The sequence below is a fragment of the Balneolaceae bacterium genome (genome assembly GCA_034521495.1).
Lineage (GTDB): Bacteria > Bacteroidota > Rhodothermia > Balneolales > Balneolaceae > Rhodohalobacter.
In genome coordinates, this window is the sequence record JAXHMK010000014.1 from 12032 (window position 1) to 23806 (window position 11775).

The following is an 11775-nucleotide window of genomic DNA, read 5'->3' on the forward strand; positions in this document are numbered from 1 at the left end:
TTATTTATTAAATTCAACAACCATCAAACAGAATGGAGAACATAAACCATTCCATAAAAGATATTAACTTATCAAAAAATAACGCATGAAGTTTTTAAAGGTTGCAATATTAAGCCTGGCATTTCTCGGTTTTACAAATTGTTACGCCCAAGAAGATAAAACCATCCTCTTTTTTGGTGATAGTATTACTGCGGGGTATGGTCTTGAAACTGAACAGGCGTTTCCGGCGCTGATTCAACAAAAAATTGACTCACTTGATTTAAATTACTCAGTAGTAAATGCAGGATTGAGTGGTGAGACCACGGCCGGTGGTTTGCGGCGGGTTGACTGGATCCTGCAGCAGCCTGTAGATATTTTTGTACTGGAATTGGGAGGTAATGATGGTTTGAGAGGAATAGATCCCCAAAATTCCAAGCAAAATTTGCAGGGAATAATCAACAAGGTACAGCAAAAATATCCGGATGCAGACATTGTGTTGACAGGCATGCAGGCACCGCCCAATCTCGGGGATATCTATACGAGTGAGTTTCGCAGCATTTTTTACGAACTGGCTGAACAAAACGATGTTACCTATATGCCCTTTATTTTAAAGGAGGTGGCCGGGAATCCCGATTTAAATCAGCCGGATGGAATTCATCCCACAGCCAGAGGACATCGGGTTGTAGCAGAAAATCTTTGGGAGGTTCTGCGGCCTTTGCTCACATCTTAGTTGATTCGAAATTGCATTGTAACATTTTCTCTTACAGGTATAGCTCTCTCAAATTGCAATAATGAACCTCCTCCGGCATCGTACGCAACCATCTCCATGTTCCCGCTTCTGGAGGCATAGGGTCGGCTGGAATGGTAATTTATAGTGATTACATCGGTAATCTTTTTTCCGGCCGCTTCAGCGAGTAATTCCGCTTTTCTTCGAGCTTCTTGTACAGCTTTTTGTAGAGCTTCGTCACTTGCCTGACTTAATTTTTTAGAAGAGAACGAGCCCGAAAAGTTGGTGAATCCGTTTTCAATCAGATTAATTTGCATCGATTCAAACTGAGTAACGTCATCCAAAACAATCATGACCTGTTGTTGTGTTTCATACCCACTCTGCCCGGTGTTGTTGTATCTTCTTATATGAGAAATACTGATAGGATTTGCTGTGATATTACTATCCGCCACACCCTCATTGAGAAGCAGTTCAGTTAAATACTTTTCCTGTTCTTTATGCAGTTCGAATGCTTCCCTGGCATCCTGTTTGAATTGTGTGATATTCACCTGAAAATGAATTCTATCAGCAGGGATAAGAACTTCCCCGGTGGCATCAACCGAGATTTGTGAGTTGTTTTCCATGGATTGAGCAGATAAATCCATATACGATGTGAGAAATAAAAGAATGAAGGCTAAAGAACAGATCGATACTTTTTTCATAGGGATTAGGCCGGTTCGTTATTTTGATTATTTAACTTATCACTTGCAACGAATTTTAAAATCATATTGGTATATAATCAGCAGATATTATAACTGATGGTTGTTATTTATAATAGAAAATGTAGAACATTGGTTGTGTTTAGCAACCTGGCAGTGCGATAGCTCCTGCCAGGGTCGCATGGGACGGTTTTCGAAGGGAATTAACCTTTTCCCACAACTCTGACAGGAACCGAAAAAGCACGGCGCTCTGTCAGGTTGTTTGACTCAAACTGCTAAACACATACAGAGTATTTTCTCATACTATATCTCTACATCCAGTTTAATTATTGAATCAATCACTTTAACTATCTTAGAAACGAAAAATATTTTTAACAGAATTACCAAATTGCTAACCGTTTATTTTTTATACAGAAATGATGATTAATAACAGGCAATTTTAAAACAAGAATTCAAAATTTTCATGGAAGCGCTTGCATCTACCAATTATTGGCAGTTATTTTGAGAAAAGTTTTGGGGTTTTAAACTACAAAAATCTCGTGAAACATAGCCGGTAACAAGAATTAAATAACTTTCTTATGAATCGAAAGATAGCCGCTACCAAAATTCTATTTCTCTTTTCCATTGCTCTTCTCACCTCTCTGCTTATATCTAACTCGCTTTTTGCCACTCCTTATATTCAGCAAAATAGTAACCAAATATCCATATCGGGAACAGTGGTCGATGCCAACTCTGGTGACCCTCTGGCCGGCGTAAACGTAGTTGTACAGGGAACCATGGTGGGGGAAGCCACAAATTCACAGGGCGAATTTTCACTCAACGTCAGCAGCGAACCGCCTGTTACGCTCATCGCCTCAATTATAGGATATTCCACACAAGAAATTGTTATTACTGAACAAAATGTTACAGGATTGGAAATTGAACTGTCGGAAGAGACTATTCTCGGTAACGATGTTGTGGTTTCTGCGTCGCGGGTAGAAGAGAGCATCCTGGATGCTCCGGTTTCCATCGAAAAGATGGACATTATCTCTATTAATCAAACAGCTTCCCCGAGTTATTACCAGGCATTGAAAAATTTGAAAGGCGTGGATATGACCACAAGCAGTATCAATTTTCAGATTATCAACGCCCGCGGATTTAACTCCACCGGAAACACCCGAATGGTACAATTAACCGATGGAATGGATACACAGGCTCCGGCTTTGAACTTTCCTATCGGGAATCTGAATGGTCCTTCCGTACTTGATGTGGAGAGTGTAGAGTTTCTTCCGGGCGCTTCCTCTGCTCTTTATGGTCCCAATGCGTTCAATGGAATTCTTCTCGTAAACAGTAAAAACCCCTATCGATACCCGGGGCTGAGTGTTAATGTTAAGACCTCGGTGAATCATCTGGACAGTCGTCCTTCTTTGGGTGAACCGGATGGTGCCCAACCGATGTACGATTTTGCTGCCCGTTATGCGAAAGTAATTGATGATCGCTTCGCGTTTAAAGTTAATTTCAGCTATTCCCAGGCTCAGGATTGGGTGGGTATCAACTATTCTGATAAGAATTCAAACTTGGCTCCATCAGGAGTTTCGAATAACCCGGCTTATGACGGAGTACATCTTTATGGAGATGACGGTTCATTTAATATTGGTCTTTTAGGACTTCCGAGTGAAAATCGAACTGCGATTGCACAACAAATATCAGGACAGACGGGTGTACCTGCATCAATTACAGAGCAATACGTTGGTGCGTTACCTGCTCAACCCGTCACAAGAACCGGCTACCGTGAGGAGTTTTTAGTAGATCATGATGCAAATAATCTGAAATTTGGGGGTTCTGTTCACTATCGGTTTACTGATAATTTAGAAGGGAGCTATACGGCGAATTATGGAGCCGGTACATCGGTTTACAGTGGAGCTCAGCGGTATAGCTTAAAGGATTTCTACATTCATCAGCATAAAATTCAATTTGAAGGGGATAACTTCATGGTTCGCGGATATGGAACGTTTGAGAACTCAGGTGATTCCTACATTGCTGACTTTGTAGGGTTTTCAATCAACGATCAATATCGAAACACAAATCAATGGTTTGGAACCTACGCCGGAGCATTTGCCGGTGGGTTGATGCAACTTGCATCCGAAGCTCAAGGCGGAAATCCAACGTTTAATCCGGCAACTGTTAATGCGATTTTAAATAATCCGGAAGCATTGAGTGGCTTGCATGGAAATGCCAGGAATATTGCTGATATGGGTCGTATTCAACCCGGAACTGAGGAATTTTCGAACGCTTATGAAGCTGCATTATCCGATGTTGTACCGCAAGGAGCTCGTTTTGACGATCAGTCACGATTCTTACATGCTGAGGGCCTCTATAATTTCAAAAACGAAATCTCCTTCATGGATCTGCAAGTTGGTTTAAGCTTCCGTCAGTATCAGCTGCGCTCTAACGGAACTATTTTTGATGATGAAGACGGCGGTGTTGATATCAACGAATACGGTGGATTTATGCAGGCGTCGAAATCACTGTTGGATGATCGGCTTCGTTTGACTGGTTCAATTCGGTACGATAAAAATGAAAATTTCGATGGCCAGTTCAATCCGCGGCTCTCTTCCGTTATCCGGATTGCAGATCAACAAAACATTCGGGCATCCTATCAAACCGGTTTCAGAAATCCAACTACACAAGGTCAGTATATAGATCTGAATGTTTTAACGGCACGCCTGTTGGGCGGATTACCATTTTTGGCTGAAAAATATCGCGTGACTGAAAGCTCATATACACTTGAATCGGTTAAACAGATTTACTAATGCAGCTTCTTGAGCAACGCAGCAAGAGCAGCTTACAGGCTGCGGCAGAATTACGTTTATATCAAGAATTCGAACCAGTAAAACCTGAACAGATACAATCATTTGAGATTGGATATAAAGGTTTGCTTGGTAATAAACTTCTCATCGATGCGGCTTATTATTATAACATTTATGATGATTTTATTGCACAGTTCAGAGTTCGGCAAATAAATTCAGATTTCAATCAGGATGGCATGATTGCACCAGAGGAAATTCTTGATGCAGGGCCAGAAACACTGCCCCTCCTGCTGAATGGGAACGCTCAGAATACATTCCAGCTTTACACAAACGTAACGGAAACTGTAAAATCACAGGGAGCCGTTTTTGGATTTGAATACAGCCTTCCAAGGCGCTTTCAACTGTCGGCCAACTATAATTGGAATAAGCTGATTACCGAACGGGATGAGGGATTTATTTTCGATTTTAACACACCTGAACATAAAATAAATGTTTCATTAGGAAACCGCCGTCTGACGGATCGATTAGGTTTTAATGTGACCTATCGATGGCAAGAGGAGTTTGATTGGACATCTTCTTTTGCAAGCGGAACCGTACCATCTGTTTCAACTTTAGATGCACAGGTTACCTACCGGGTACCTGACCTTAAATCCATGGTGAAAGTGGGAGGTTCAAACATCACCAACAACCGGCATTTTCTGAATTACGGTGGGCCAAATCTTGGTGCCATTTACTACGTGTCGCTGACGTTTGACCAGTTTTTGAATTAAGAGCTAAGTTTTAAGATACAAGATGCAGGAAGTTCGCGATACCCGTCAGACCGCTTGGAGCGGTCTGACGGGTGCACCATTGACGACTTGAATACTTACATCGTGCATCCTGTACCTTGTGTCAAGGCTCCAGATTGGCAATTGTTGCTCCCCAGCCGCCACCGGATTCATTTGCAAGTTGATAATCCGTTACATGGGGATTTCTTTCAAGAAGAGAATGAACGCTGCGTCTGATATTTCCAACTCCTTTTCCATGAATAAACCGAACTTCATAGATCTCTTTTTCCAGGCAGGCCCGTATATATTCGTCAACGAGGGTTGATAGATCACTGGGTTGGAATGAATGTAAATCTAACACTCCATTGATCTCAATATGATGTTCTTCTGAGCTCATTCTTTAATCTCTTGCATCAACTTTTGTGTAAACTCATCCGGTGTGAATATAAAAATTGAATCTCCCATTGTATCAGCTTGATCTTCCAGTTCTTTCAGTTCAAGATTCAAAATGTTTTTTAACTCAGTGAGTGGGTCTGTTTTCTCAATTGTATCTTCGGCTGAATCCAGCCATTCCAAAAACATGAAGAGGTCGTTTATACGGCCTAATATTTCGCACAAAGTTACAATCTTTTTATAGAAGGTTTGTAAAGGATCAGTCAGGGAATCCAAAAGAGCCTCAAGCTGGTACTGCAGATCCTTCGTTCTCTTTCGCCACTCATGCAGCAGGTCCGCGTCGTGAGACTCCAATTCTGAATGGAAAGCATGGTAACTTTTCTCATATCCCAGGCCAAGCCCCTCTGCCAAACACCCGGGATTGGGATTCAGCGATTTAAAATATCCGGAAATTTCGTTGTTGGAGATGTCAGAAATCAATTTATCAAATGCAGAAGAATCTGAAAGCAAACTCTCTTCGATCTTTTGAGCACCTTGTTTATTTAACCGGGCCAATTCATCAACAAAATGTCTTGTAGATTTTATCTGATTAAATTCTTCGAGAAGTAGTTGCCTTACATGTGCATCCCTGCAATCAGAAAACAGTCGTCCGGAATCACGCAGCATATAATTGACGGGCTTATAGCTCTCTTCGTCAGCACAGAACCGTGTCAATTTTACAAATGCCCTTAAAAATTTTAATCGCTTTCTGATTAAATGGACCGATTCCACCATATTGCCCGGAGCTGCCATCGCTAAATCTTTGATCTCTCCGCTTGAGATTTCGAATATGGCCAGGATTCGTTTATTTAAGTCGTTTGTACTCTTATCGTCAAGATTGGAGATCATAAACGGGTTTTAAGCAGGTATAAAATGTCTTTCAAATATCCGGCAGAGTACCAGATTTTTCAGATCAAAAATACGAAATAAGAAAAGTGTTTTCTCAATCTAAAAAGAAGATTGTCAGTTCATTTTATAAACCTCTTGAAACGCTTCAATATGCTTATAAATCCACTTTATAATCCACGAAATAACGTTCTTCAGCCACTTGCTCAATAAAGTCGATCGCTTTTTTATGATGAGGATTTCGAGTGTACATCTGGAAATCAAGTTCCGTTTCAAAATCGCAGGTTAGAACTACATCTAACGCGTCATCTTCATCACCTTTGATCTGGATTCCAACTTCCACAGCTTTAATTTCTTCAATATTTGCTCTGAGGCCTTCGAGTATTAGCTTTAATTTTTCTGCATTTTTTTGCTTGGTGGCACCTGCAGCGTTCTCTTGTAGTTTCCACATTACTATATGACGAATCATAGATAAACTCCATTAAAAATTTCGAACTGTTTTGTATTATCGGTTTCTCGCAAAAGCCAAATCTTCTGGATCAACGTCAGATGGGGGTTGATCCAAAAGATCTTGCGAGAAGACTCCAACGGCCCATAAAAAGTATTGTGCTTCATCGGGGTTATTTTCCCGGTTCCATTGATACAAGGAAAAATACCCAAGCGCAACCTGTTCTCTTTCGAATTCATTTAAATTATCCGGATCAGAAAAGGTGGGAATTTCTATATCGGAATTAGCAAGTAACTGATTTGGGTTACTCAGTTCATCCTGGTTGAGATGATAGATAACGGGCCACAAATATGGATTTCCTAACTGAGTTTCAGCGATATCCCATAAAGATTGCCCGCTTTCAACAGTAAATGATTGTGTTTCAAGTTCGCCCGAAGATTGTGTCTGAGTGGCAGAAGGAGGTGTCTCTTCATCGGCGGCAGATTCGCCGGCAGCCGCCGCACCCTCGGTATTTTCAGTTTCACTTTCAGATGTGGATGGCTCCACTATCTGCTCGGTTTGATTTTGAGTGTCGTTCCCGGTCGTGGCTGTTTGCTCAATAGAATCACCGCTACGCTGCATCATCCAAAAGAGCAAAATCAATGCTAACATTACGATAATTACAGCTGCCGCATACGACCATTTAAAACTGCCTGATTCCTGAACCTTACGCGCCATCTTAGATTCATCCGGGATAGAGGGAGAAACTCTTGGTTTTTCCTGTTTTTCATGTTCGTCCTTTTCCCGTTCAAGGACTAAGATATCACCGTCATCATCTTCCTCTTCAGCCGGAGATTTAGCTTCAGACTGGCCAAAGTGAGGATTTTCTTTTTCATAAATCAGGTCATCGATAAATTTGTTGTAATCTTGAGATAAGTTTGCACCCTTTGCTTTTTCATCAATCCCGAATGGATCGTCGGAATCGAAAGGGACGCCAGAATCAGAATCGAACGGATCAGATGAATCAGCTGAATCGTCTTGATCGGATTCAGAATCTTTAGGTTCTTCAGAATCAAAAATATCATTAAGTCCAAATGGATCTTCAGATTCATCTGAGCTTTTATCTTCATCTTTTGAATCTTCTTCGCTTTCGTCTTTTTTGGGAAGAATTTCCGATTCGAGATTTGCAAACGGCTTATTAACGGTTTTCCGAAGTGCTTTGTAGGGCTTAAATACAACTTTATTTTGTCCCGGAATTGTAATTTCGTCTCCCGTTTGAGGATTTACACCCGAGCGCTCCTTCATCCAGCGGAGTTCAAACTTACCAAAACCTGAAATACTGACTGATCCGCTGTTTTTTAAGCCACTTTCAATAATTTGCACCAATTCGTGAATAAAGCTATTGGCAGACGATTCACTCTGTTTGGACTGCTTGGCGATAAGCTCAACAAGCTGCTTGAATGTAATTTTATCACTCATTTTTTATTCCTCGTCTGTGCTCAAAAACTTCACTTCTTCTTTTAATCCTGAAGCGGGTGAGAAATTGACGACCCGTTTAGGAGGAACAATCATGTAGGCTTCATAATGAGGGTTATATATCTTTTTTTCCTCATTTACTTTGGTTTGAAATGTTCCCAAATCGGGGACAGATACTCCGGATCCGTTACTCAACTGGTCGGATAAAACCGAAATTGCGTCGTTTAAAAACTCCTTTGTTTCTTTCTTAGAGTTTCCGGTTTTTTCTGATAGTTGTTCTATTAATTCACTGTAATTCATGAGTATACATCATTCTGTTCATTTAAATAAAAGGAAAAAAAGGGTAAAAAACCTAATAAACGATTCCTTATTAAAGGTATAAAACTTATATAAAAATGCGTTATTAATTATTTAAAGTGTGTTCCTAAATACCGGATCATATCAATATGGCGTGTAGTTCGGAACAAACTGTAGCGTTGAGTCTGCGTAGCTACTGTTAAGTCAAATATGAAATGTCGGAAGCAACCTGTCAGCACCCACTGGATCTGACAGCGTTGATTTTTGACGCTGACAGAAACCCGGAAAAGCACCGGGAATGCTGTCAGGTCTATATCCGACAAATGATAATTGACATGACACTACAATGTAAGCTGAATAGAAAGTTGCTTGAACATGTCCCGGGGTATGCCTTTCGAAACAATGTGAGATGATGTCCTCTGCTATTTCTGGAAAGCAGGGTCATGGTTCTGCAGTGCCCATTCTGAACGAAAACAAGTTCAATACCTTTTTAATTGTTGAACAAACAAATTCAAAACGGATCTGTATGTCAGAAGCTTTAAATGTCACTCAAAAATTGATTGAATCTCATCTTGTTGACGGTAAAATGGAAGCAGGGGAAGAAATTGGAATTAAAATTGATCAAACTCTAACACAGGATGCCACCGGAACCCTTGTTATGCTTGAACTGGAGGCTATGAATCTTGATGAGGCAAAAACAGATCTTTCCTGCCAGTATGTAGATCACAATTTATTACAGACAGACAATAAAAATCCGGATGATCATCTTTTTTTGAAGTCTGCTGCTGAAAAATTTGGACTCTGGTACAGCCGGCCCGGAAATGGTGTAAGCCACCCTGTGCACACAGAACATTTTGCAAGGCCGGGCAAAACACTGGCGGGCTCCGATAGTCATACTCCTGCATCCGGCTGTTTGGGTATGTTTGCATTAGGTGCCGGTGGACTTGATGTGGCTTTTGCTATTGCGGGTGAACCGATGTACCTGAAAATGCCAAAAGTTCTTGGTGTGAAGTTGACGGGAGGACTTCCCGATTGGGTAAGTGCGAAAGATGTGGTGCTTGAAATGCTTCGCCGGTATGATGTAAAAGGAGCGCGCGGTTTTGTAATTGAATACTTTGGTCCCGGTTTAGATCAACTTTCAACGATGGACCGGCATGTAATTGCCAACATGGGAACGGAAATGGGAGCTACAACAACTGTTTTCCCTTCTGATGATGAAGCCCGGCGGTTTATGGCTCAAAATAATCGGGAAGATGAATGGACGGAGATTGTAGCAGATGAAGGTGCTGAATATGATAAATATGAAGAGCTTGATCTGGGAGAAGTTGAGCCAATGATTGCCCTGCCGAGTAGTCCGGGAAATGTTGTACCTGTACGCGAAGTAGAGGGTAAGGAGATCTACCAGTCATATATTGGTTCTTCTGCAAACCCCGGATATCGTGATTTTTGGATTACCTCTGAAATTGTGAAGGGTAAACGGGTTCATGATGAAGTGAGCTTTGATGTAAATCCAACTTCTCGCCAAATTATCCAGAATATGGTACAAAATGGTGTCATGCTGAACCTCATTCAATCAGGTGCGCGAATGCACCAGGCGGGATGTAATGGCTGTATTGGAATGGGGCAGGCACCCGCAAGTGGAAGAAATAGCCTGCGAACGGTTCCAAGAAACTTTCCTGACCGGTCGGGTACCAAAGAGGATGCTGTATTCCTGTGCAGTCCCGAAACAGCAACAGCTTCTGCATTAACGGGGAAGATTACCGATCCGCGAGATCTTGAAGAACTGTATGAGATGAGCTATCCGAAGTTTGAGGAGCCGGAAGATTATATTATCAATAAAGAGATGCTAACGGCACCGCCTGAGAACGGAGAGGATACAGAGCTGATAAAAGGGCCAAATATCTCAACTATGCCCGAATTCGATGAACCGAGTGATTTTGAAGTGCCGGTTCTGTTGAAGATGGGAGATAACATCTCAACTGATGAAATTCTTCGTGCCGGAGCAGACGTGTTGCCATTTCGAAGTAATATCCCGGAAATCAGTAAATTTTCGTTTACAGTAGTCGATGAAAATTTCTATGAACGATCTCAGGAAGCAAAAGAAAATTATGGTGGACATATAGTTGTTGCCGGAGAAAATTATGCACAGGGTTCGAGCCGGGAGCACGCGGCAATTTCACCACGCTATTTAGGGCAGAAAGCTGTTATAGCCAAGAGTTATGCACGGATTGGATGGCAAAATCTGGCTAATTTCGGCATCATTCCGCTTGAGTTTTCCAATCCTGAGGACCTTGATGGAATCGATCAAGGGGATCACATTAAAATTGAGAATGTAAAGGAACAGCTTAAAAACGGGAATAATATCACTGTTCAGAATTCAACCAAGGGAACAACCTTTGAAACTTATCACACCCTGAGCGGACGGCAGTTGCAATCTCTGCTTGATGGTAGCGTCATAAATACATATAAGAAGAAATAATTGAGTGCCGGATCCGTAAACCAAACAGGTCAGAAAAACAGAAAAAGAAGTTGTGCTGAAGCACTCTGCTGCAATTATGATATTGCTATGGGAACCCGTAACTTTATAGTCTTTGAAATTTGACAATGTTTACCCCTAAAATTCGATGAGTAAAGAAAAAGACGCCTATAATAATTCGCTTACAGTTGATCATGATGAAGTTGAGGAGATGGGGGATGCTCATATCTCCTCATCTGCCAAAACCCCTTTGCGGGAAGACGCTTTCGAACTGAGTGATGATGAAAAAATTGAGATCATTCAAGATCATTTCAGGCAAATCATGGATACACTTGGATTAGATATTACTGATGAGAGCCTGAGCGGCACTCCATACCGGGTGGCGAAAATGTATGTAAATGAGATTTTTCACGGTTTAAAACCCTCCGAAAAACCCTCTGTTCGTAAATTTGCCAACAAGTATAACTATGAACAGATGGTAGTTGAGAAGAATATTAATGTAACATCATTTTGTGAACACCATTTCTTGCCGTTTTTGGGAAAAGCACACGTTGCGTACATCAGTTCGGGTCAGGTTATCGGTTTGTCGAAAATAAATCGAATTGTGGATTATTATTCCCGGCGCCCGCAAGTTCAGGAACGGCTTACACTGCAAATAGCTGATGAACTACAGGAAGCTCTCGAAACCGATGATGTTGCAGTTTTTATTGACAGCAAGCATTTATGCGTATCAACCCGGGGAATTGAGGACCGGGAAAGCAGCACTGTGACTACTGAATTCAGGGGAGCTTTTAAAGAGAGTCAAACCCAGCAGCGGTTTATAGACTACATACAATCAGAAACTGAAATGAAATAGCTACA

The 11775-nt window shown here is 41.4% G+C and carries 11 protein-coding genes; 5 read left to right on the forward strand and 6 right to left on the reverse strand.

Features of this window, described 5'->3' with window-relative positions:
• Positions 1-85: 85 nt before the first annotated feature.
• Positions 86-709: an arylesterase gene (locus U5K72_14070; protein MDZ7719938.1), complete on the forward strand. Its 624-nt coding sequence runs from the start codon at positions 86-88 to the stop codon at positions 707-709.
• On the opposite strand, the gene U5K72_14075 is transcribed toward U5K72_14070, so the two are convergent.
• Positions 706-1407 (reverse strand): SIMPL domain-containing protein, encoded by a 702-nt coding sequence (locus U5K72_14075; protein MDZ7719939.1) that lies wholly within the window; start codon positions 1405-1407, stop codon positions 706-708. The genes U5K72_14070 and U5K72_14075 overlap by 4 nt on opposite strands.
• A 575-nt stretch (positions 1408-1982) precedes the next feature.
• Here U5K72_14075 and U5K72_14080 point away from each other — a divergent pair.
• Together U5K72_14080 and U5K72_14085 are read left to right on the forward strand one after the other, a co-directional pair.
• Entirely contained in the window at positions 1983-4196 is a 2214-nt protein-coding gene (locus tag U5K72_14080) for a carboxypeptidase-like regulatory domain-containing protein (GenBank protein MDZ7719940.1), read from the forward strand.
• Positions 4196-4963, forward strand: a complete 768-nt coding sequence (locus U5K72_14085; GenBank protein MDZ7719941.1) for a TonB-dependent receptor — start codon at positions 4196-4198, stop codon at positions 4961-4963. Before U5K72_14080 ends, U5K72_14085 begins: the two co-directional genes overlap by 1 nt.
• Before the next feature lie 121 nt (positions 4964-5084).
• On the opposite strand, the gene U5K72_14090 is transcribed toward U5K72_14085, so the two are convergent.
• From U5K72_14090 to U5K72_14110, 5 genes are all read right to left on the reverse strand, one after another.
• On the reverse strand, positions 5085-5357 hold the full coding sequence (locus U5K72_14090; protein ID MDZ7719942.1) for a Smr/MutS family protein: 273 nt from the start codon (positions 5355-5357) through the stop codon (positions 5085-5087).
• Entirely contained in the window at positions 5354-6241 is an 888-nt protein-coding gene (locus U5K72_14095) for a CHAD domain-containing protein (GenBank protein MDZ7719943.1), read from the reverse strand. The genes U5K72_14090 and U5K72_14095 overlap by 4 nt, the downstream gene beginning before the upstream one ends.
• A gap of 154 nt (positions 6242-6395) precedes the next feature.
• Complete coding sequence (locus tag U5K72_14100) at positions 6396-6707, reverse strand: Dabb family protein (GenBank protein ID MDZ7719944.1); 312 nt, start codon at positions 6705-6707, stop codon at positions 6396-6398.
• Between the two features lie 36 nt (positions 6708-6743).
• Positions 6744-8144, reverse strand: coding sequence for an HU family DNA-binding protein (locus tag U5K72_14105; protein ID MDZ7719945.1), 1401 nt, complete (start codon positions 8142-8144; stop codon positions 6744-6746).
• Between the two features lie 3 nt (positions 8145-8147).
• The gene (locus U5K72_14110) at positions 8148-8441 is read right to left on the reverse strand and encodes an HU family DNA-binding protein (GenBank protein ID MDZ7719946.1); all 294 of its coding nucleotides are present in this window, start codon (positions 8439-8441) and stop codon (positions 8148-8150) included.
• A 523-nt stretch (positions 8442-8964) separates the two neighbouring features.
• On the opposite strand from U5K72_14110, the gene U5K72_14115 reads away from it, so the two are divergent.
• Together U5K72_14115 and folE are read left to right on the forward strand one after the other, a co-directional pair.
• The gene (locus tag U5K72_14115; GenBank protein ID MDZ7719947.1) at positions 8965-10917 is read left to right on the forward strand and encodes an aconitate hydratase; all 1953 of its coding nucleotides are present in this window, start codon (positions 8965-8967) and stop codon (positions 10915-10917) included.
• Between the two features lie 145 nt (positions 10918-11062).
• A complete protein-coding gene (folE, locus tag U5K72_14120) occupies positions 11063-11770 on the forward strand; it encodes a GTP cyclohydrolase I FolE (GenBank protein ID MDZ7719948.1) in 708 nt (235 codons plus the stop codon).
• Positions 11771-11775: the final 5 nt, after the last annotated feature.

Coding starts and splice junctions, on each gene's coding strand:
- U5K72_14070 (MDZ7719938.1), top strand. CDS start 86: ATGAAGTTTTTAAAGGTTGCAATATTAAGCCTGGCATTTCTCGGTTTT.
- U5K72_14075 (MDZ7719939.1), bottom strand. CDS start 1,407: ATGAAAAAAGTATCGATCTGTTCTTTAGCCTTCATTCTTTTATTTCTC.
- U5K72_14080 (MDZ7719940.1), top strand. CDS start 1,983: ATGAATCGAAAGATAGCCGCTACCAAAATTCTATTTCTCTTTTCCATT.
- U5K72_14085 (MDZ7719941.1), top strand. CDS start 4,196: ATGCAGCTTCTTGAGCAACGCAGCAAGAGCAGCTTACAGGCTGCGGCA.
- U5K72_14090 (MDZ7719942.1), bottom strand. CDS start 5,357: ATGAGCTCAGAAGAACATCATATTGAGATCAATGGAGTGTTAGATTTA.
- U5K72_14095 (MDZ7719943.1), bottom strand. CDS start 6,241: ATGATCTCCAATCTTGACGATAAGAGTACAAACGACTTAAATAAACGA.
- U5K72_14100 (MDZ7719944.1), bottom strand. CDS start 6,707: ATGATTCGTCATATAGTAATGTGGAAACTACAAGAGAACGCTGCAGGT.
- U5K72_14105 (MDZ7719945.1), bottom strand. CDS start 8,144: ATGAGTGATAAAATTACATTCAAGCAGCTTGTTGAGCTTATCGCCAAG.
- U5K72_14110 (MDZ7719946.1), bottom strand. CDS start 8,441: ATGAATTACAGTGAATTAATAGAACAACTATCAGAAAAAACCGGAAAC.
- U5K72_14115 (MDZ7719947.1), top strand. CDS start 8,965: ATGTCAGAAGCTTTAAATGTCACTCAAAAATTGATTGAATCTCATCTT.
- folE (MDZ7719948.1), top strand. CDS start 11,063: ATGAGTAAAGAAAAAGACGCCTATAATAATTCGCTTACAGTTGATCAT.